At 54.4% G+C, this 20,461-nt stretch carries 22 protein-coding genes; 19 read left to right on the top strand and 3 right to left on the bottom strand.

What is annotated here, in order from left to right; genetic code table 11:
- From PUV47_RS03700 to PUV47_RS03615, 18 genes are all read left to right on the top strand, one after another.
- Window positions 1-1,947 (top strand): flagellar motor protein MotB, encoded by a 1,947-nt coding sequence (locus tag PUV47_RS03700; RefSeq protein ID WP_274217101.1) that lies wholly within the window; start codon window positions 1-3, stop codon window positions 1,945-1,947.
- 3 nt (window positions 1,948-1,950) lie between these two features.
- The gene (locus tag PUV47_RS03695) at window positions 1,951-3,156 is read left to right on the top strand and encodes a hypothetical protein (protein WP_274217100.1); all 1,206 of its coding nucleotides are present in this window, start codon (window positions 1,951-1,953) and stop codon (window positions 3,154-3,156) included.
- A gap of 29 nt (window positions 3,157-3,185) precedes the next feature.
- Window positions 3,186-4,634 (top strand): flagellar hook-length control protein FliK, encoded by a 1,449-nt coding sequence (locus tag PUV47_RS03690; RefSeq protein ID WP_274217099.1) that lies wholly within the window; start codon window positions 3,186-3,188, stop codon window positions 4,632-4,634.
- Window positions 4,600-5,157 (top strand): transglycosylase SLT domain-containing protein, encoded by a 558-nt coding sequence (locus tag PUV47_RS03685; RefSeq protein WP_274217423.1) that lies wholly within the window; start codon window positions 4,600-4,602, stop codon window positions 5,155-5,157. Before PUV47_RS03690 ends, PUV47_RS03685 begins: the two co-directional genes overlap by 35 nt.
- Before the next feature lie 115 nt (window positions 5,158-5,272).
- Window positions 5,273-6,487 (top strand): flagellar hook protein FlgE, encoded by a 1,215-nt coding sequence (locus PUV47_RS03680; RefSeq protein WP_274217098.1) that lies wholly within the window; start codon window positions 5,273-5,275, stop codon window positions 6,485-6,487.
- A gap of 14 nt (window positions 6,488-6,501) precedes the next feature.
- On the top strand, window positions 6,502-7,968 hold the full coding sequence (gene flgK / locus PUV47_RS03675; RefSeq protein WP_274217097.1) for a flagellar hook-associated protein FlgK: 1,467 nt from the start codon (window positions 6,502-6,504) through the stop codon (window positions 7,966-7,968).
- A gap of 2 nt (window positions 7,969-7,970) precedes the next feature.
- Window positions 7,971-9,032 carry a flagellar hook-associated family protein gene (locus PUV47_RS03670; protein WP_274217096.1) on the top strand — a complete coding sequence of 354 codons (1,062 nt, stop codon included), beginning with the start codon at window positions 7,971-7,973 and terminating at the stop codon, window positions 9,030-9,032.
- Window positions 9,033-9,066: 34 nt separating this feature from the next.
- A complete protein-coding gene (flaF, locus tag PUV47_RS03665) occupies window positions 9,067-9,414 on the top strand; it encodes a flagellar biosynthesis regulator FlaF (RefSeq protein WP_274217094.1) in 348 nt (115 codons plus the stop codon).
- Window positions 9,415-9,427: 13 nt separating this feature from the next.
- Window positions 9,428-9,862: a flagellar biosynthesis repressor FlbT gene (gene flbT, locus PUV47_RS03660; RefSeq protein ID WP_274217092.1), complete on the top strand. Its 435-nt coding sequence runs from the start codon at window positions 9,428-9,430 to the stop codon at window positions 9,860-9,862.
- Between the two features lie 14 nt (window positions 9,863-9,876).
- Entirely contained in the window at window positions 9,877-10,308 is a 432-nt protein-coding gene (flgD, locus tag PUV47_RS03655; RefSeq protein WP_274217091.1) for a flagellar hook assembly protein FlgD, read from the top strand.
- Window positions 10,309-10,366: 58 nt separating this feature from the next.
- On the top strand, window positions 10,367-10,633 hold the full coding sequence (gene fliQ / locus PUV47_RS03650) for a flagellar biosynthesis protein FliQ (RefSeq protein WP_274217090.1): 267 nt from the start codon (window positions 10,367-10,369) through the stop codon (window positions 10,631-10,633).
- 111 nt (window positions 10,634-10,744) lie between these two features.
- Window positions 10,745-12,820, top strand: coding sequence for a flagellar biosynthesis protein FlhA (gene flhA / locus PUV47_RS03645; RefSeq protein ID WP_274217089.1), 2,076 nt, complete (start codon window positions 10,745-10,747; stop codon window positions 12,818-12,820).
- 11 nt (window positions 12,821-12,831) lie between these two features.
- Window positions 12,832-13,572 (top strand): flagellar biosynthetic protein FliR, encoded by a 741-nt coding sequence (locus PUV47_RS03640; RefSeq protein ID WP_274217422.1) that lies wholly within the window; start codon window positions 12,832-12,834, stop codon window positions 13,570-13,572.
- Window positions 13,573-13,575: 3 nt separating this feature from the next.
- The gene (locus tag PUV47_RS03635; protein ID WP_274217088.1) at window positions 13,576-13,980 is read left to right on the top strand and encodes a hypothetical protein; all 405 of its coding nucleotides are present in this window, start codon (window positions 13,576-13,578) and stop codon (window positions 13,978-13,980) included.
- 59 nt (window positions 13,981-14,039) lie between these two features.
- Window positions 14,040-14,537, top strand: a complete 498-nt coding sequence (locus PUV47_RS03630; protein WP_274217087.1) for a rod-binding protein — start codon at window positions 14,040-14,042, stop codon at window positions 14,535-14,537.
- Window positions 14,537-14,977 (top strand): hypothetical protein, encoded by a 441-nt coding sequence (locus PUV47_RS03625; RefSeq protein ID WP_274217086.1) that lies wholly within the window; start codon window positions 14,537-14,539, stop codon window positions 14,975-14,977. Before PUV47_RS03630 ends, PUV47_RS03625 begins: the two co-directional genes overlap by 1 nt.
- A gap of 6 nt (window positions 14,978-14,983) precedes the next feature.
- Window positions 14,984-15,472 carry a hypothetical protein gene (locus tag PUV47_RS03620; RefSeq protein ID WP_274217085.1) on the top strand — a complete coding sequence of 163 codons (489 nt, stop codon included), beginning with the start codon at window positions 14,984-14,986 and terminating at the stop codon, window positions 15,470-15,472.
- Window positions 15,444-15,758: a hypothetical protein gene (locus PUV47_RS03615; RefSeq protein ID WP_274217084.1), complete on the top strand. Its 315-nt coding sequence runs from the start codon at window positions 15,444-15,446 to the stop codon at window positions 15,756-15,758. The genes PUV47_RS03620 and PUV47_RS03615 overlap by 29 nt, the downstream gene beginning before the upstream one ends.
- A 12-nt stretch (window positions 15,759-15,770) precedes the next feature.
- On the opposite strand, the gene PUV47_RS03610 is transcribed toward PUV47_RS03615, so the two are convergent.
- The 3 genes from PUV47_RS03610 to PUV47_RS03600 all read right to left on the bottom strand — a co-directional run bounded on the left by PUV47_RS03610 (window position 15,771) and on the right by PUV47_RS03600 (window position 18,001).
- Window positions 15,771-16,460: a GntR family transcriptional regulator gene (locus PUV47_RS03610; protein WP_274217083.1), complete on the bottom strand. Its 690-nt coding sequence runs from the start codon at window positions 16,458-16,460 to the stop codon at window positions 15,771-15,773.
- 202 nt (window positions 16,461-16,662) lie between these two features.
- Window positions 16,663-17,727, bottom strand: a complete 1,065-nt coding sequence (locus tag PUV47_RS03605) for a succinylglutamate desuccinylase/aspartoacylase domain-containing protein (RefSeq protein WP_274217082.1) — start codon at window positions 17,725-17,727, stop codon at window positions 16,663-16,665.
- 61 nt (window positions 17,728-17,788) lie between these two features.
- Complete coding sequence (locus PUV47_RS03600) at window positions 17,789-18,001, bottom strand: SlyX family protein (RefSeq protein WP_274217081.1); 213 nt, start codon at window positions 17,999-18,001, stop codon at window positions 17,789-17,791.
- Window positions 18,002-18,838: 837 nt separating this feature from the next.
- On the opposite strand from PUV47_RS03600, the gene PUV47_RS03595 reads away from it, so the two are divergent.
- A complete protein-coding gene (locus PUV47_RS03595) occupies window positions 18,839-20,428 on the top strand; it encodes an ABC transporter substrate-binding protein (RefSeq protein ID WP_274217080.1) in 1,590 nt (529 codons plus the stop codon).
- Window positions 20,429-20,461 lie beyond the last annotated feature (33 nt).

Below are 20,461 nucleotides of genomic sequence, written 5' to 3'. Positions count from 1 at the left end.
ATGGCTGAAAAAGAACAGTCTGAAATCATCATTGTTCGTCGGCGAAATGACGATATGGACCAGGGTGTCAAATCCGGTGTCTGGAAGATCGCCTACGCTGACTTTACCACCGCAATGATGGCGTTCTTTCTGGTCATGTGGCTGGTCAATGCCTCTGACAACGCAACGCGTCAGGGTGTTGTAGCCTACTTCAATCCGATGAAGATTGTAGACACTGCATCCGAGCGAAAAGGTCTTCGTGATCCTGAGGATGAAAACCCGCCGGCTGAGGGCAACGAAGGCGTTGACGACATGAAAAAGGCCGGTGAGGGTGGCACTGAACTTGAGGGCCCCACCACCGGCGGCGGCAGCGACAAAGCTGAGCCAATCACCGAAGATGTTGACAAGCAGCCCAAGGGACCTGGCCAGACAGCTGACAGTGTTCCGGGCGAAGCTTCCCGCATGCGCACCCCGCAGGCCGGTGAAGCAGGGCGCTATACTGAACAAGAACTCTTCGACAATCCTTATGCGATCCTTGCTGCACTGGCAGTTGAAGCCGAGGCTCTGGTTCAAACGGACGGCTCCGCAGGTCAGGGTGGTCCGGGTTCCATGGAAGCAGCAACGACGCCGGTCTTGTTTGCCCGTCCTAACCGCGATCCTGACGGCCAGGGTCTCGCTGATGGGTCCAGTTTCCGCGATCCATTCGATCCATCTGGCTGGCAGAGTGAGGAGCTTCCGGGCAACTCGCCATTGTTGGCCCGCGTTCCGATCGTGACTGAGGTTGAGAACGGTCTCGACGTAACAGAACTTTCTGCAGAGCAAATCCGTGTTCTGGAAGATGCAAAAGATCTTGCGCGTGCAGGCATCAGCGACCCGAATATGGAGGGCTCAGAAGAAGCGCTCACCAGTGGGTCTTCCGTCGTTTATCGTCCGGAAGCTGGGTCTGATACCGAAGGACTGGAGCAGGGCACGGAAACTGGCTTGCTCGAACGTGCTGAAACGCAGGAAGAAGGCGGCAGCAGCAGCCGTGTGATCGTGCTGGGCCAATCTCCGGAAAACGTTGGCCTGGATCCTGAACAGCAGGAGTTTGCAGAGATCGCAGGCGCTGTTGCAGAGACCCGGGCAGTGCGGGCGACGCAATCGGAAGCCGACGGTTCGGAACAGGCTGAACTCGCCGCAAGCAATGCGGAGAGCACAGAATTCAACGTGTCCGTTGATGAAACTTCCGAGCTAGCAGAAAACGGCAGTTCAGAGCTTCCTTTCAACGGCACGTCCAACGTCAACCAGAACGGAACCTCTAATTTCACAGAGAACGGATCTTCTGGGGAGGCTGAAAACGGCACATCCTCTGAGACGGATACTGGCAGTTCTTCGCAGGGAGAAGATGGCACTTCGGATCAGCCGCTAGACGGTGAAACCAACGTTGCGCTTGTGGGTGTTTCTGACAAGAGCGAACAGGGCATCGGAGAGACGAAACCAACCGTACCTCAGGCGAAACCTGTTGACGCTCAAGAGCTTGCGGAGATCCGTTCTGAAATTGGTAACGCTCTGAAGGGTGTTGCGTCGGGCGCAAGTATAGACTTCTCGCAAAACGCCAACGGTGTTCTGATCCAGATCATGGATAACGAGCGTTTCGGTATGTTTGCCGTGGGGTCTGCTGAGCCTCGCCCGCAGGTTGTTGCTGCCATGGAGCGCATTGCCGAGGTGCTGAAGTCGAAGAAGGGTGCCATCGTCATTCGCGGGCATACGGACAGTCGTCCGTTCCGGTCGCGCGATTATGATAACTGGCGTCTGTCGACAGCCCGTGCCCACATGGCCTACTACATGCTGCTGCGCGGTGGCATCCCGGAAGACCGCATCGTGGGTATCGAAGGGTATGCAGACAAGCGTCCCAAGATCGCTGGGGATACACTGGCCCCACAAAACCGCCGTATCGAAATCATGCTTCTAAACGATACCGAGGTGTAACGGATGCGGGCTGGAAAACATCTTCGTGCCGCGTTTGTCGCTCTAAGCTTGGTTGGTGCCGGGGTCGGTACCAGCCCGGCTACGGCACAGGTATCTGTCAGTGCCGATCCGGATCTGATGGTTCTGGAAATGCAGATCCTTCAGGATGAGATCATCCGTGGCAATCTTGAGGCCTATGACCTTCTTCAGCCTTCGCTTCTTGTTCTGGGGCGCCGGTTTTTGACGGTTGATCCGCAGGTTTGGGAAATCCCGAAACAGGCAAACGCAGCTGTGGCGTTCATGCTGAGCGGTGGTTCAGGCTCCGTCTTTCAGCAGTTGGCCAGTCAAGGCATTGTGTTCAATACGGACCAGAACCTGTTTGCTGGCGCGATGGCTTATTCTCAAGGCAACCGTCAGGCCGCCAAAAATCTATTGTTGAAGGTGGATGTGCACCGTCTGCCTTCCGGGTTGGCGGGACAGGTAGCACTTGCGCAAGGTATTCTGCTGAGCGCAAACAAGCCTGAAGAGGCTAATAAACGGTTTGATTTGGCACGCCTTTTGATGCCGGGCACATTGGTCGAGGAAAGTGCGCTCCGTCGTCAGGTACCTCTGGCTGCGCGCCTCGGCAATCACGACAAGTTCGAGCGCCTGGCGCAGCGCTACCTCTTTCAGTACCCGGACTCGGTTTTTGCCCCTGACTTCAGGGACAAGATGGCCGCGACCATGAGCACGCCTTACTACCTGCAGCGTGAAAGTGACTGGGAGAAAGTATTCCAGCTTCTTGCAGACTTTGATGAGGATTCTCGTCGGCATGTGTTGTTGACGCTGTCTCGCGCAGCGCTGGTAAGCGGAAATACTGAATTCGCCTCAAAGGCAGGCAAAGTCATCAAGGACATGGAGAGCACTTCAGAAGAAGAGCATCTCAAGGCAGATCTTTTCATCGCGGCTTCTCTTGCCTCAACAGAGGATTGGCGGGATGCGCTGAACGGCATTGGTCAGCTCGACTATTGGTCGCTCTCTCACGAAAACCAGGTTCTGGCTGACGCGGCAACGCGTGTTGCGAACTCCATCCGCGATTGGCCAACCCCACAGATCGAACAGGCATCGATGTTCGCACCGCACCTGTCTCAGGCCGTTTTGAAGCGGAACGGCGTGGATATGAGCGTTCTCGCTCAGGCTCAAGCCTCCCTGGACAGTGCGAACACCACACTGAAGGACGCAGAATTTTGAGTAACGCACAAGTCCTTATGACCCCCGGTATGGGTGGAGAAAACAAAGCCGCAAAGAACGCCCTCGGCGAGAAAGCCGATGCACAGGGCCGTAGCGGTGAGTTCAATGCTGTTTTCGAGCAGCTCGGAAAAGGCAAGGAGCAGAAGCTCCCTGAAAGCTTGGTGAAGGGCGAAATTGCCCAGCAAGCGCCAAAAGCATCGGTAAAGGCCGGTGTTGCACCTGATGGCACTGAAACAGCTTTGCACAGCCTGCTGGCCAAAGTGGAGGGCAGCAAAAAGGGAGCTGCGCAAACACAAGGCCAAGCCTCGGAAGAGGGCAAGGGGCTGGAAGCAAAGCTTTTAGGGGCAAGTGAGGGTGATACGCTTGAGAATGCCGAAAAAGCCCTAAAAGACCTCTTGGCTGCGACTGGCAGCGGCGGCTCTGCAAAAGCTAAAGACGCAGAACTGCCTTCTGAAACGCAACTTGAAGTTACCCCAGGCGCTGGCCAAGACGGTGAAGCCGCAGGCGCAGTCTCCTCAGAGGTTGGAAGCGCAGGCCAAGGATTGGCAGTGGCTTTGGCCGCGGTTTCATCACAAACGAGTGGGCAGGCTCAAGTGCCTTCATCGGCTGCCACATCTGCAGCTGCAGTTGCTGTCCCAGCTCAAGCCTCTGGCGAAAGAGGTAAGACCGTTGATCTTGCTGCGGCCACAGCAACAGCAGGAAAAGAGGCAGGAAAAGCGGCTGCCGCGTCTTTGGGCACTGATGCCTCAGCTGCCAAAGTCGCTGTCGCTGAACAGTCTGCTGATGGCAAGCTGATGCCATCTAATGCTTCAGAGAAGGTGACCGTTGATCTGGCCGCGGCCAAGTCGGGCGCTGAGGGCGAGCTTCCAAAAGAGGCGGGCGACGTAAAGGTCTTGAAAGCTGAAACGCATTTCATGCCAGCTGCTGACCTTAAAGGGCCGACCCGCCAGGTAGCCAATGCACTACTTGGTCCCGACAATGGTCTGGGTGATCCGGCTAAGCTCGCTCGTGAGCTTTCGCAAACTGCTCAAAACGTGAAAAACGGCAATCCGGTCAAGACTTTGGAGATCCAGCTGCGCCCAGACAATCTGGGTACGGTAAAAGTTTCCATGCAGCTGGTTGGGAATGAACTCGAAATCACCATGACTGCGAGCAGCAAGGACGCTGCGGACATGCTCCAGCGTGATGCGCTGGCACTAACCAAGGTGCTGCGTGATGCCGGCTATCGCACGGACAGCACCAACATCACCATCAACCATCGCAACGATGGCTCAGACCAGTTGAAGCAGCAGTTCGCTGGTCAGGGCGATCGAGGTGCGTCAGGCGACAAGGCTGGTGAGGGTCGTCAGGGCGGTGAAAGCCGTGGTGACGAGCAGCGCCAACACAATGGACGTGATCAGAGCTACCAGGAGGGCATGGGCGGTGAAACGCGTACTGGCGTTGATGCTCGTGATTTGCGCGACGGCATTTACCTCTAGCGTGGTTCTGGCTGCATCGGGGTCAAAAACAGGAGTTCGGCTATGCGAGCGTGAGCTGGAACGTGCTTCTGCGCTCTACGACGTGCCGCTGGGCATTTTGTACTCCGTTGGGCTTACTGAAACAGGGCGGCGCGGATCCTTGCATCCGTTTGCTCTGAACATTGAGGGGGACTCCCATTTTGCTCCGAACGCATCTGATGCGGTTCGGGAAATCCGCCGAGCACAAGCTCGCGGCAAAAAGCTAATCGATGTCGGGTGCATGCAGATCAACATTCACTACCACGGAGAAAAATTCGCTTCCGTGCGTGAGATGTTGGTCCCAAGGGAAAACGTCACCTATGCGGCGCGTTTTCTCAGTGAATTGAAACGCAGGGAAGGGACTTGGACCATGGCTGTGGCCAGGTATCACGCCGGTCCAAACAACAATCCTGCCCAAAAACGATACATCTGCCGGGTGATTGCCAACATGGTGGCAAGCGGGTTCGGGAAGTGGACTTCCAACGCTCGGCAGTTTTGCAAGTGAGACACTACAACTTTTCCGTTCTGGGCGAGGTTTTACCAGTCAGGCTCGGGCAAGTTTACAACAGTTAACTTAGGGAACATCAAGGGTCCCTGCGGTCTTTAGGAGCGATAGATAGATGAGTATCTACGGTATCATGAACACGAGCGTTTCCGGGATGAACGCTCAGGCAAACAAACTGTCTACCGTTGCTGATAACGTCGCGAACGTGAATACGGTTGGCTACAAGGGTGTCGCGACGCAGTTCTCCTCAATGGTGATTGGCGGAAGCGGCTCTGGCCATAACTCCGGTTCAGTGCGCACTTCGGTTACTCAGTCTATCTCCCAGGAGGGCGGGTACAACTTCACGACCAGTGGAACCGACTTGGCTGTGACTGGCAGCGGTTTCTTCATCGTGAACGACAGCTCTGGTACGCCTTATCTGACCCGCGCGGGCTCATTTGTGATCGACGCAAACGGCGATCTGGTGAACACCGCAGGTTACTACCTTCAGGGTTATCCGATTGACATCAATGGCAATATCAACTCAGCGGCCAACAGCACTGCAGGCCTTGAGACCGTGAATGTTGCCAATATGGAAATGCAGGCTGTTCCGTCTGATACAGGTTTGCTCAACACCGGGCTGCCATCTGGCGCGGCAGTTGGTGACACCGAAACCACATCCATTGTTACCTACGACTACCTTGGCAACGAGGTGAAAGTCGATTTCACCTACGAGAAAACTGGCGCTAACCAGTGGAGTGTCACAGCGACTTCTGGCAGCGCTGGCTATAACGTAGCGCTGAACCCGGCAACCGCGGTTATGGATTTTGACCCGACGACCGGTGCGGTTACTGCAGGTGGTGCTTTCGATATCAATATTGACAACCTCACCACCGGTGCGCCAACGCAGGCCATCACAATGGACGCGAGCGGAACCAAGCACCTGGCAACAGATGACTTCTCTGTACTTGGTGTGGATGTAAACGGCAACGCGCCATCTTCCGTCGAAAAGATCCGCATTGATCAGGACGGTACGCTGAACGCGATCTTCGGCAACGGCGATGAAATTGCAATCTACAAGATCCCGCTTGGTGATGTGCCGAGCCCGGACATGCTGACAGCACAAAGCGGCAATGTTTATTCCGTAACGAACGCTTCCGGTGAGCTACGTATTGGCCTGCCCGGTGATGCGGGCTTCGGTGAGATGCTCTCCGGCGCGCTTGAGGGATCTAACGTCGACCTTGCAACCGAGCTGACTGAGATGATCCAGGCACAGCGTACCTACAGTGCAAACTCCAAGGTCTTCACCACCAGCTCTGAAGTTCTTCAGGAACTAGTAAATCTGCGTTAAGGGTTCGTTGAACTATGTCTCTGACATCAGCACTGCTGACAGCTCAAGCGTCCTTACAGGCGCGTTCCGCTGAAATCGCTATCAACACGCAAAACATTGCGAACGTAAACAATCGTAGCTACAGCCGCCAGACGGCGGTTGTCAGCACCATTGTTACTGATAGCAATAACAGTATTTACGTCTCCAATGCCCAGCGGGCTGCAAACCGCACGGCATTGGAAGCTGTCATAGGCAACGGCAGTACTGCGACGGCCACCGAGACTTATGCGACCCTACTTGACCGCCTGGGAACGACCACTAGTGATCCGTTCTCAGGCGGCATCTCCTCGAACCTTGGTTCGTTGGAGTCTGATCTGCGTGCCTATGCTAACGATCCGACCAACCTTGTGCTCGGGCAAACCGTTGTAAATACCAGCAACGAGCTGGTGACCAATCTGCGGAATGCCTCTCGGAGCGTGCAAAACCTGCGTACTGAAGCCGATGCGTCGATGGAGGCATCGGTTGAGAACATCAATACGCTCTTGGCGGACCTCGAGAAGGTCAATACCAAGATCGTAAAAGGAACTGCGAGCGGCGATGATGTGAACGCGCTGTTGGATCAGCGTGATCAACAGCTCCTTGCGCTGTCTCAAGAAATCGGCATCGAGATTGTTTACCGCGACAATAACGATATTGCGCTCTACACCGATAGCGGCATCACCCTTTTTGAGACGTCTCCGCGCGAAGTCACTTTCGCGCCAACTGCAGCTTATGATGCAAATGTAACCGGCAACGATGTCTATGTGGACGGAATTGCGGTTGCAGGTCCAAATGCTACCAAGCCGATATCTGGCGGCAAATTGGCCGGTTACGCTCAGCTGCGCGACGTGACGGCAAATACCCTTCAGACCCAGTTGGATGAAACCGCCAATGCACTGATCGACATCTTTAAAGAAGTTGATCAGGTAGGTGGTGGCGCCGATCAGACAGGCTTGTTCGATTGGCCAGGCGGGCCGGGCATGCCAACTGCCACTGATGTTCCGGGCCTTGCTGCCAATATCTCGGTCAATGCTGCGGTAGATCCTGCTCAGGGCGGTGATTTGGACGTTTTCCGTAACGGTGGCATCAACGGTGCCAACTACGTTTACAACACTGCGGGGACGGATGGTTTCGCGCAGCGGCTGAACGACACGGTCGACGGCATGACCGCGGGACGCACGTTCGATCCTGCCAGTGGCGTCAACCCGAACTCGAGCCTTCTGACCTTCTCAACAAACTCGACAAGTTGGTATTCAGCAGAGCGTCAGCGCTCAACGGATATCGCTCTGGTTGACTCTGCCGCTTTCAACTCCTCGGTCGACACCCTTTCAAACACGACCGGTGTCAATCTGGACACGGAAATGCAGCGCATGTTGGAGATCGAGAATGCCTACTCGGCATCTGCCTCTCTCCTCAACACCATTGATGAAATGTTCAAAGAACTTCTGGCTACGGTGAGGTAACAATGACTCTCTACAACGTTTCAAGCCTGACCATGTCTTCCCGGATGATCAAGTACATCCAGGATGAGAACAACGATCTCAACCGCCTGAATATTGAAAACGCAACAGGAAAGCATGCCGACATGGCTCTTTCTGTTGGCGCGCAGGCAGGTACAGCCGCATCGCTGAAGAACGATTTTTACTACGCTGAGCGTCTCGATCTGTCCAACAGTCAGACGGAGATGAAGCTTGATGTTTCCTATCAAGCAGTGGACACCATCCGCAACAATGCCGAAGCATTCCGTTCCCAAATGATCGGTGTGCGCGATACCGGAGGGGCAATCATCACCCTCTCGCAACTGGCAAATACAGAAATGAGTTCGCTGACCTCCGTTATGAACTCCAGTGCTGGCGGCGTTTACTTGTTTGGTGGCGAGAATGTCAGCTCCGGACCGATGCAAGAGTTCGAGGATGCAGCAAAGGCGTCAATTGAAGCTGCCTTCAATACTCACTTTGGTTTCCCAATCACCGATGGTGCGCAGACCTCCAATATCACTGAAGCAGACATGCAGATCTTTCTGGATGATGTTTTCAATGATGAGGCGAGTGCCACCAACGAGTTTTCTGCGGCAAACTGGACAGCAAACTGGTCCGGCGCGACAGATGGCGTGATGAGCGCAAACATAGAGACCGGCGTAGATATTGAGACGACGCTCTCAGCCAACGATCAGGCCTTCAAGGAACTGGCAAAGGCATATGCGATGGTGGGTCTCATTGGTACCGCAGATCTATCGCCAGAGGTCGAAGCTGTTGTTATCGAGAACTCCGTAGCAGCCATTACCACAGGTATTGACGGAGTAAACTTCATCCAGACCAAGATCGGCGCGAGACAGCAGCGTCTTGAGCTCGCTGAGAAGAGCTTGGAGACGCGTATGACGACGCTCAACATTCGCATCAACGACATCGAGAATGTTGATCCGAATGAGGTCGCAGTTCGCCTGCGGGATACCCAGGACCAGCTCGAGACAAACTACGCGATCACTGCGCGGCTCAATAATCTGAGCCTGTTGAACTTTCTCCGCTAAGCGGTTGAATTAAAAAGATAGAATAGGTGTTGTCATGTACCAGATGTCCTACGCGGAAACCTTAGAGGACTCGGCGGTCGACAAGCGCTCCCAGGAGCGCGAAGTCTTCACTCTTGCCATCAAGCAGTTGGAAGAAGCGCGCGATAATGGGCCTACTTCTGATGAGTCCTACAAGGCTCTCACCACAATCCGTCAGCTCTGGTCCTTTCTGATTGACGACTTGGGCAGCGACGATAATGCACTGCCTACGGATCTGCGCGCGGAGCTGATCTCGATTGGCATTTTCTGCATCAAGCAGGCCGACAAGATCCGCGCAGGCGAGAGCGAAGACTTCGCTTCGCTCATTCAGATCAACGAAACAATTCGTGACGGCTTGAACTAAGGGGAGGGGCTACATGCGCATTCATCTTCGGGCTGGTGAAAAAGTCTTCATCAACGGCGCTGTATTGAGTTTTGACCAGAAGACCACAATCAACCTGTTGAACGACGCTACGTTCCTTCTTGAAAATCACGTATTGCAGCCGGAAGACACCACCACGCCACTACGCCAGATGTATTTCGTCGTTCAAAATGCGCTGATTGACCCCTCAAGTGAGGGGCAGGTGATCAACCTGTTCGAGGAGATGCTCTCGGCGCTGCGTGTGGCGGTGGCCAATCTGGACATTCATGAGGGCTTGGACAAGATCGAGGACCTCGTTCAGCGGCGTCGTTATTTTGATGCCTTGAAAACCCTTCGAAAGCTCTTCCCTGTTGAAGCGGAAGTGCTTTCCAAGTCCGATGTGACGCCAGAGATGCCGTCCATTGAGCAAGTAAGCAGCCGCGCTGCTTGATCAGGAGCAAGTAGATGACCGTTTCAAGCGTTACCGGTACTCAGAGCCAAGCCGCTCAAGCGACGGCACAAACGACAGCACAGACGGACCGGGAAGATGCCTATCTGGACTATCAGGCCTTCCTGAAGCTCTTCATGGAATCCTTGAAGAACCAGGATCCAACCGAGCCAATGGACACCGCCGAGTACATGGGCCAAATGGCACAGTTCTCTGCCGTGGAGCAGTCCACATTGATGAACCAGAACTTGGAGTCCATGCTGAAGCAGAGCTCCATTGATCAGGCTTCAGGCCTCATCGGCATGACAGTGACAACAAACGATGGCAAGGTCTCAGGCATTGTTGAATCTGTTCAGGTGACCTCTGAGGGGAACGTGGCCATTCTGGAAGGTGGAACGGCCGTTTTGGTTCAGCCTGGTGTAACCATCTCCAAACCAACGGAAAGCTAGGGCCGGATGGCCCTCCTACAATACATGCTTGATCCTCGGGGCTCCATAAGGCAGTGGAATGAACGAAGCTGACGCTCTCGATATAATGCGCAACGCGGTCTGGACTGTGCTGGTTGCCACCGGTCCGGCCGTGGGCGTTGCCATGGCTGTCGGTCTTGTAATCGCGTTGTTTCAGGCATTGACGCAGATTCAGGAAATGACCCTGACGTTCATTCCCAAGATTGTTGCGATTTTGATCATGGTCGCCGTCACTGGTCCCTTCATTGGGGCGCAGATCTTTGCGTTGACAGAAATGCTCTACGGACGCATCGAAAACGGCTTCTAAGCCGAAGGTTCTCCAAGACAATCCGTCGTGCTTCCACGCTCGCACAAGTTTCGCTCGGCATGGTCCAGATTACGTTGGACCAGTCCTTGTCGATTTCGGGTGAAATAAATAATGAGCGACGCAGTGCAAGCAGCAGGATCCAGCCGCCGTGACCTTGGGTTTGCGGTCGGCATAATCTTCATCCTGTCTGTTCTGTTCCTTCCCATGCCAACCTTCATGATTGACATGGGGCTCGCAATTTCCGTTGCATTCTCGGTACTTATTCTGATGGTGGCGCTTTGGATTCAGCGGCCGCTTGAGTTTTCTTCGTTTCCGACAATTCTTCTGATTGCCACGATGCTGCGGTTGGCGCTGAACATTGCGACAACCCGCGTCATCTTGGCCGAGGGCCATGAAGGGCCACTTGCGGCAGGCTATGTGATTCACGGCTTCTCGAAATTCGTGATGAGCGGTGACTTCGTCATCGGTCTGATTGTCTTCGCAATTTTGGTAACCATCAATTTCCTCGTTATCACCAAGGGTGCGACCCGTATCGCGGAAGTCGGAGCCCGCTTTACGTTGGATGCGATCCCCGGCAAGCAGATGGCCATTGATGCGGACCTGTCCGCAGGCATGATCGATGACAAGGAAGCACAGCGCCGCCGCCACGAGCTTGAAGAAGAAAGCTCGTTCTTTGGCGCCATGGACGGTGCATCCAAGTTCGTGCGCGGCGATGCGGTCGCAGGCCTTATCATCACGGCGGTGAACATCCTTGGCGGGATCATCATTGGTGTGACCCGCTACAACATGGAATTGGCCGAAGCCGCTGACGTCTTCACCAAGCTCTCTGTGGGCGACGGTCTGGTCTCTCAGATTCCGGCTCTGATTGTGTCTCTTGCAGCTGGTCTCCTTGTGTCCAAGGGCGGGACCAAAGGCTCTGCCGAGCAGGCGGTCATGGGCCAGCTTGGTGGCTATCCACGTGCACTTGGCGTGGCAGCCATGCTCATGCTGCTTATGGGTCTGTTGCCGGGGCTTCCGTTCCTCCCGTTCACCTTCCTGGCTGGTGTTCTGGCCTTTGCCGCTTACAGCATTCCAAGAAAGCTTGAGGCGGAAAGACAAAAGGTCCTTGCCGCACAGCAGGCCGTGGCTCAGCGCGAGGCGGCTGCCAAGCGGGAATCTGTAAAGGATAGCTTGGAGCTGGCGGAAATCGAAGTACGCCTCGGCAAGCAGCTCACCGCGCGTCTTCTGGCCGCAAAGCCAGAGATCGGGTCCCGCATCAACAAAATGCGCAAGAAATTTGCCGAGCAGTACGGTTTCGTGGTGCCCGAGATCAAGCTCACTGACAACATTGATCTGGAGCCGAAGAGCTATGAGTTCCGCATTCATGGAACCATGGTCGCGGCTCAGGACATCAAGGTGGGTGAGCTTCTTGTCATCGGTGGAGATCGGGACCTTCCTGCTCTGCCGGGCACGGAAACACGCGAGCCCGCGTTCGGGATGCGCGCCATGTGGGTACCAAAAGCGTTCGAGCACGAGGTGAAGCGGTCCGGTTACACAACGGTCGACAACCTCTCCGTGGTTCTGACACACCTGTCAGAGGTCATCCGAAACAACCTGTCTCAGCTTCTGTCCTACAAGGATATGCGCGCACTCATCGACCGTCTCGACCCCGCCTACAAACGGTTGGTAGACGATATCGTTCCGCAGCACGTGAGCTATTCAGGTCTACAGGCCGTCTTGAAGCTGCTGCTCGCGGAGCGCATCTCGATCCGAAATCTGTCGCTCATTCTTGAAGCGATTGCGGAAATTGCGCCGCATGCCCGCCGTCCTGAACAGATTGCTGATCACGTACGTGTGCGCATGGCGACCCAGATCTGCGGTGATATTGCCGACGATGGGCATCTGAAGGTGCTTCGCCTTGGCAATCGCTGGGACCTTGCTTTCCATCAGGCGCTGCGCCGCGATGCCAGCGGTGAGGCCATCGAGTTCGACATGGAGCCCAAGCAGGTGGAGGACTTTGCCAAGGAGGTCTCCGAGGCGATCCGTCAGAGAATTGCTCAAGGCCACCGATTTGCAATTGTTGTGTCGCCTGAAGCGCGTCAATACGTGCGCATGATTACAGAACGCATGTTCCCGGCATTGCCGATCCTGTCGCATATGGAAGTGGCGCGTGGCATTGAAGTGGAGACCTTGGGGACCGTATCGTGAATCTGACGGAGATGCCTGATCTTCTCCTCTCGGCTTTCGTTATTTTTTGCAGGGTAGGCGGGTGTCTCATGGTGATGCCCGGATATGCCTCCCCACGGGTATCCATGCAGGTGCGTCTTTTCATTGCCCTGTCGGCAAGTCTGGCGGTCGCACCGCTCATGATGGCCAACGTGCTGCCTGTGGTCTCAAATGCCAGTACCTCGTTTCTCTATCTGATCATCCTGTCCGAGTTGATGATCGGAATTGTCATCGGCATTTTTGGCCGCGCCTTCTTCGCAATGCTGCAGATGTTGATGGGCGCTGCGGCCAATGCCTCCAGCTTCAGCATGCCTGCAGCTCTCCCGGAAGATAACGAACAGATTCCGCCGCTTGCGGGTATCGTTACGCTGTCAGCCACCGCCATGCTGTTCATTTCCGGGGCTCATCTAGATGTTTTCCTGGCGTTGGCCGAGTCCTACGCAGCCGTCCCGGTGCAGGGCCTTTTCATGCCGGATGCGGCCACGATGCAGCTGGCAGATCGTCTGACACGTGGCGCGCTTCTGGCGCTGCGCATTACGGCACCATTCTTTGTCTTCGGCATCATCATCAACCTCGCACTTGGCTTGACCAACCGCTTGATGCCACAGATGCCGGTGTACTTCGTCGGTCTGCCGCTGATCGTGATCGGAGGTGTGTTCGTTTTGTATCTCACGATTTCAGAGATGATTTCCCTGTTCTTCAACGGATTGGGAACATGGTTGATGTTGGAGTAGGGCATGGACAAGAAACGGTTTTTGCGCATGCAGCGCATCGTGAAAGTACAGCGCCAGCAGGAAGATGCTCTGCGCTATGAGATTGCCGTGGCCAACAGCGAAATCACGCAGCTTGAAGAGAAAAGTGCTGAACTGACAGGATATTGGGGCTCGCAAGAGGGGGCTCTAGGTGAAGTCGTAAACAAGTCGATCGACCGCAAGCTCAAAACCGCCGCGCAGGAAAAGTTCCGCAAAGAAGCTCTGGTCAAGTCCCTTACGGACAAGCTGATTGGTGAGAAGCGCAAGACCAACATGGCTCAAAAACAGCGTGACGTGGCCAAGCAAAAGCATGACCGCAACGAGGAAAAGAAGACACTGACCGAGATCGGTGAGCTTCAAGTGCTCAAAAATCTGGTCAGGTCGGGATAAGCCTCGATGGTTAGTGTTTGCCACACTAATCGTGCTCTTGGGATTTGAGGTGTTTGGGTATGGCTGTTTCTCCGGTTGGTGACCTTGTTCTTGATGTGCTCAAGCAGGCTGATCCGCTCGAAGCAAGTTCTGCGCGTGAGACACTGGCAAAGCCGGTGAAAGTCTCCGCCGATCTGCCCATCGCTGGCGAACAGGCTGACTGGGCAAGCGCCATGAGCCGCGCCGAAAAGGTGGGGCCAGCGGCCTCCGGAGTTGGGTTGGCCAGTTCCGGCACACCTGTTGAAACGCTCACTTCCTTCGCCCAGCACAACATTTCAAACCGTACGCAGGAATCTCTTGGCGAACGTCTTGAGGCCGCCGTTCTGCAAACCTTCGTCAAGTCCATGCTTCCTCGCGAAATGGAAAGCTTCTTTGGCAGTGGCACCGCAGGCCACATGTGGAAGGGCTTGATGGCTGAGCAGCTTGCCACCCAGATGGCGCGCAGTGGCGGCATTGGCCTTGCTGAGAAGCTGGTTCCTGAAAGCCTCCAGACTGAAACACAAAAAGGTGACGCCTAATGTCTGAAACGACCCAGACGAGTTTGGTCGCAGAAAATGAACAGCATCAGCAGGTCGCCCCGCTTCAAACGGGCGAGCCGCAGTACATCTCCAGTCAGGATTTGGCGCGCCTTGAAGCGATTATAGCGCGCGCCGAGCAGGTGATTGAAGAAGAAATTGACGCGATCTCTACTCACAAGCCTTACAACATGGAAGAAGCTTCGTTTCGCAAGAGCAAGGTCATGCTGGAGCTGGAACGTGCTGGCGAGAGCATTTCCATGGATGATCTTCCTTCCGCTGTTGTAGAGCGTCTTCAAAACCTTCAGGAACGTGTCGCATTGAACCTCAAGTTGTTGTCTACGCAGCTTGATTCAGTGAAAGACCTTTCTGGCAAGTTGGCCAGCGCCATTCGTGAAATGGATTCAGATGGCACGTACGACGCTTCTGCGGGTGGGTGGTAGAAACACATGTTTAAAGTTCTCCTGACCGGTATCTGGATTTGCGGCGTTACACTGTTTGCAGGTTATGCCACAGCGCTCTGGAAGACCCAGAACGACCCCATGATGCAAAAGGAAGCCCACCTTGAAGGGCTGGACTATCAGAAGACCCAGCCCATCAACGTACCGGTTCTGGAAGATGGTCAAATCTACGGCTACATCATCGCCCAGTTCGTCTTCACCATTGATGCAGATACGCTGGATAAGCTTGCGGTGCCGCCTCACGCCTTCGTGGTTGATGAGGCGTTTCGCCTGATCTACAGCCGCGCCGACAAGCACTTTGCGCAGCTGCAACGCACCGAGCTGAAGGACATCACAGAAGAGATCAAAGCCAAAGTGAACGCACGCTTTGGTGTTGGGATCATTCAGGATGTTCTTGTTCAGGAGTTTGCTTTCCACATTCCACGAGATGTTGAGCAGCCGACAGACGATGAGCGCGGACTATCAGATAATTCATAGGGCGGTCGGCTATATCGACCAGGATGAGGAGGGGCACGACATCCGTGCCAATCTTCTCGTGATCGTGCGCCCGCCTGAGGCGCCAATGCGCTCTGAAATCCTCTACGCACCCATACGGTTCTACGAACAGCACGGCGGTATCTGGACGGTCTCTACAGCTCATGGGGATATGCGGGTGCGTGCAACAACGCTATATGGCGGACGCCGCGTAGCTATCGAGCAGGGGCATCAATACACCATCTTGATGGGAGCGAGCGGCAGAACCGCTCGCCTCGAACCCATCTAAAATCGCGCAGGCTTAGCGGGCCAGCGCGATCTGTTCATGCTGCTCTGCCTGTTCAACAGCAAAGCGTGTCAGGTGGTCCATCAGCTCGGCAATTGCCGCTTCAGCCTTCTCCGCATCATTCTCTGCAAGCGCAGCAGCAACATCCCGGTGCAGCATGGCAGAGTCTTCGAGCTTTTCTGCGCCGCGGAAGGCGCTCCATGCCCGGCGGCTCATGGTCTGCAGCGGGGCGCAGGCGCGTGCTGTGTAGGGGTTTCTTGAAACAGCGCAAAGAACTTCGTCGAAGATCTTGTCAGCGCGCAGGTAGCCTTTGACGTCTTCTGCACGGGCCTGTTTCAGGATTTCTTCGGCGCACTCATGCAGCGCTTCACGTTCTGCCGGTGTTGCACGCTTTACGGCTGATGCAACAAGAAGCTGTTCCAGAGGCTTTCGTGTTTCCAGCATGAGCACATACTCATGTGGTTCAACTTCAGAAACAAACAGTCCCTTTCGAGGACGAATAACAATCAGCCCTTCAGTGGAAAGGCGCTTGATTGCTTCACGCACAGGGGTACGACCAATCTCGGTCCGTTCACAAAGATCACTCTCTGTCAGAACCATTCCAGGCGAAAGGTCAAGATTGACGATCAACTCTTCAATCAGACGATAGGCTTTGTCAGCCAAGCTTTCGCGCGAATGTTCTGCCAGTATATGGTCAATCGCCATGGGGCCACTTTCTTGTTAAGGCATACACACGATCGCAACCTGTCGATGGGCAGGTGCTTCCAATGATGATGACAGCAGAAATATCTGTCAAATCGATGGAACAAGTTTTACAGCTTTTACGCTAATTAAAAAAGGTCTGAAACCATGCGAACAGATGTCACACCAGACCTTTTCTAACACTTGTCCCAGATAAGGCTTGCCCTCAGCTTTCCAGAATACTTCCCTTGCCGGTTTTGCTCGGTTTTGTTCCCAGAAGTTTTAATAGTGCATCACCGGAACGCGTGTAACGGTGACTTCTACGGGTTAGGATTAGTCCTGCCTGTGGCGCGTTCAGCGTCACATCCTTTTCAGGATTTCCCGGCTCCTGAAGCAAGGTGACCAGCGGCTGGCCTTCTTCCACTTCAGAGCCCGGCTCCACATGATAGAGGATCACGCCCGGTACTGGCGCTTCCAGCATGTCGATGTTGATGAGCGGGACAACCGTGCCCTTGTAGTCTGCAGGATGCTTTTGGCCCACATCGGCCTCGATTACGCCGCGTGCCACAAGAAAGCGGAACAGACGGCGTGCATCCATGTGGGCTGTGGTCAGATCCACATCGCGTTGGCCACGCAATTCCAGTGTTGAGACCACCAGCTTTTCTGCGAGCACATTCTTGTAGTCCGGGCCTAGGTAGGGAGCCAGAACAGCAGACTCGAACGGCTGATCGGCATCGCCAGACCATAACAGCACGGCATCTGCCTCAAGGCAGCTCGCAAGGTCCTGCGTCTGCGGCCATAGCTCTTCTGCAATGTAAACGTAGTTCAAGCTCTCATCGTCACAGTGCAGGTCCAGGATGATGTCATGGCCAAGAGACAGTTTGGCAAGGCGCCATTTCAGCTTCTTGTCCGCGCTCATTGCGCTCTCGTCTTCATTCAGAAGAGCGGCGTCGGGCGTAGCAAGGTGAGGGTGGGCTCGGTTGAAGTTGTCTCGCGTCCCAAGATGGAAGCGGCCTTCCATCTTGCCAAAGTGGAACTGGTTTGCCCCAATTGGGTTTGCATGCGGCACAACGGTTATTTTTCCGAGGATGCGGTTTTCTGCTTCCGCTTCCTTCAGCATTTCCAAAAAGAAGTGCAGGGCGGCCGGGCCCGGCAGTTCGTCTGCATGCAAGCCCGCCTGAAGATAAGCGGAGGGGGCCTCGTCCGCGTTTGTGCCGGCAAACGAGTAAACCGGAATGCTGTAGGACACACCCGTGGTGTCCCCTTCAATCGTTTCAATAGTGCGCTTCATTTATCCTCACGCAGGTCTGAGCGTCATTGTTCTACATCTGGAAGAGCACTACCGAGAGAGGTCAGTAGTGCGGAGGTTTGCGGTCCGCTGGAGCCTGATCAACCAGATCCTGCAGATCCGTAACGAGCTCTTTCATTTGATTGAGTGAGTTCATCAGCCGGTCGATCGTTTTGGCTTGTGATGTCACTACCTGATTGAGCGTCTCAAGGGTATCTGCCTGATGTGCGACATGAATTTCAAGATCCATAATGCGCTGTTCGACGTCCTCAATCATTTTTCACCCCTTTTGTGAGCAGTCTCTGACGGAAGACACTGCCGATTTATCCATGAACGATGACAATGGGGTGATGCCGGACAAAACTCAATGAAAATCCAACAAATTCAGAGCCTTTGCCGCGCAACTGACTGCAAAATATGCAGTTCCCGGCTGTTGGCGCATTATGGTTGTGGAGAGTGAGCGCATTTCAATGGTTCGATGATTTTCTGTCAACGGTGCTTAAAGGGCTCCCTAGCGTCAGCTTTTTCTCAAACTGCGCCTAAGGGTCAGTATCGAATCGTCAATCGACTCAAAAAACGAAAACTGAATGTGTCAGCAAGCTGAAGTCCACATGAGGAAACTGCGCAGATGGTGTGTTGTCCACAAAATTGATCCCCTCAAAACGGCCCGAAGGGAAGGGCTTTTCATTGCTCAGATGCCTAAATATTAGGCTTGCATGGCTCCATTGGTCAGTTCTTCTGCCCTATTTTTGCGCTGGTAGCACAAATGCGCATGTAAAGTAAAAAATGCTACGTACAAAGACTAATTGAATGCCGTAGGGTGGAATTTTCTACTCCCTTGGCAGGTTTGTGGGAAAGAAAATGAGGCCCAAGGGATATTCTGGGTAACAACCACTCTCCTTCGGGCTAGCCGGAGGAATAGGAGACGGTCGGGCGAGTTCGAGATTGTCAAGGAAGCCAGATAACGTGTGTCTCTTTCTCTTTCCTCATAAGCCGCAAATGCTTCAACACCCTGCACGCCGTTTGAGGCGGGGAAGGGTGCTCCAAGGTTGCGGAACAAGCAACCACGCAAAATCTTTGTTGTAACAATCGGTTGAATACCTTGAGGAATAAAATGGAACTTAAGAAAAGCCTGCTCATGGGGGGCGCGTTGGTCGCCGCACTGGCCTTTGCTAATCCAAGCATGGCAAAAACGCTTGTGTATTGCTCTGAAGGATCTCCAGAAGGCTTCACACCTGCGCTGTACACGTCTGGCACCACATTTGATGCAAGCTCCCGTCAGGTCTACGACAAGCTGGTGCAGTTCAAGTATGGCACCACGGAAGTAATTCCTGCGCTTGCAGAAAGCTGGGAAGTGTCTGAGGACGGTCTCGAATACACCTTCAAGCTGCGTGAGGGCGTCAAGTTCCACACCACACGTGAGTTCACGCCTTCCCGCGACTTCAACGCGGACGATGTGATTTTCTCCTTCATGCGTCAGTACGACAAGGACCATCCGTACCACATGGTATCCGGCGGGACTTATGAGTACTTCAACTCCATGTCCATGAAGGATCTGATCAAGTCCATCGAAAAGGTCGATGACTACACCGTGAAGTTCGTGCTGACGCGTCCGGAAGCGCCGATGATCGCGAACCTTGCAATGGACTTCGCATCCATCCATTCCGCTGAGTACGCGGAAAAGATGATGGATAACAAAGACGTATTCGACCAGAAGCCGGTCGGTACAGGTCCTTTCCAGATGGTTGGCTACCAGAAGGACGCTGTCATTCGCTACAAGGCAAATGCGGACTACTGGGCTGGGCCTGCGAAGATCGACAACCTCGTTTTCGCAATCACCCCTGATGCATCCGTTCGCTATCAAAAGGTCAAGGCCGGCGAATGTCACGTGATGGCATACCCAAATCCAGCTGATCTCGACGCAATGAAGGCTGATGAAAACATCAACCTGATGCAGCAGGAAGGCCTGAACGTCGGTTACCTGGGTTACAACACCCAGATGGCACCGTTCGACAATCCGAAGGTCCGCAAGGCGCTGAACATGGCCATCAACAAGGAAGCCATCATCGATGCGGTCTTCCAGGGCGCTGGTAAGGCAGCAAAGAACCCACTGCCACCTACCATGTGGGGCTATAACGATGAAATCGTTGACGATCCATACGATCCGGAAGCTGCAAAGGCGATACTGGAAGCTGAAGGCGTAACGGATCTATCCATGAAGATCTGGGCCATGCCGGTTCAGCGCCCGTACAACCCGAACGCACGCCGTATGGCTGAGCTGATTCAGGAAGACTTCTCCAAGGTCGGCGTCAAGGTGGAGATCGTGTCCTTCGAGTGGGGCGAGTACCTCAAGCGCTCAACCGATATCAACCGTGACGGTGCGATCCTTCTCGGCTGGACCGGTGACAACGGTGACCCTGACAACTTCCTCTCCGTTTTGTTGAGCTGTGATGGTGTTGGCGGATCAAACCGTGCTCAGTGGTGCCATGAAGGCTTCAACGAGTTGATCATGAAGGCGAAAGCCGTTTCTTCAGCAGAAGAGCGCACCAAGCTCTACGAAGAGGCACAGGTTGTATTCAAGGAGCAGGCTCCTTGGGCAACGATTGCTCACTCACTGGTTTCTGAGCCAATCAGCACCCGCGTTGTTGGTTACAAAATCGACCCTCTTGGCGGGCACTACTTCTACCCTGTTGACCTGAAGTAGAATAATTTTCCGCTGGACTTTGCGTATCCCGGC

The sequence above is a fragment of the Pseudovibrio exalbescens genome (genome assembly GCF_028737195.1).
GTDB classification, from domain to species: Bacteria; Pseudomonadota; Alphaproteobacteria; order Rhizobiales; family Stappiaceae; genus Pseudovibrio; species Pseudovibrio zosterae.
Note: the sequence above shows the minus strand (reverse complement) of the source record. Positions and strands in the feature narration are given on the sequence as shown.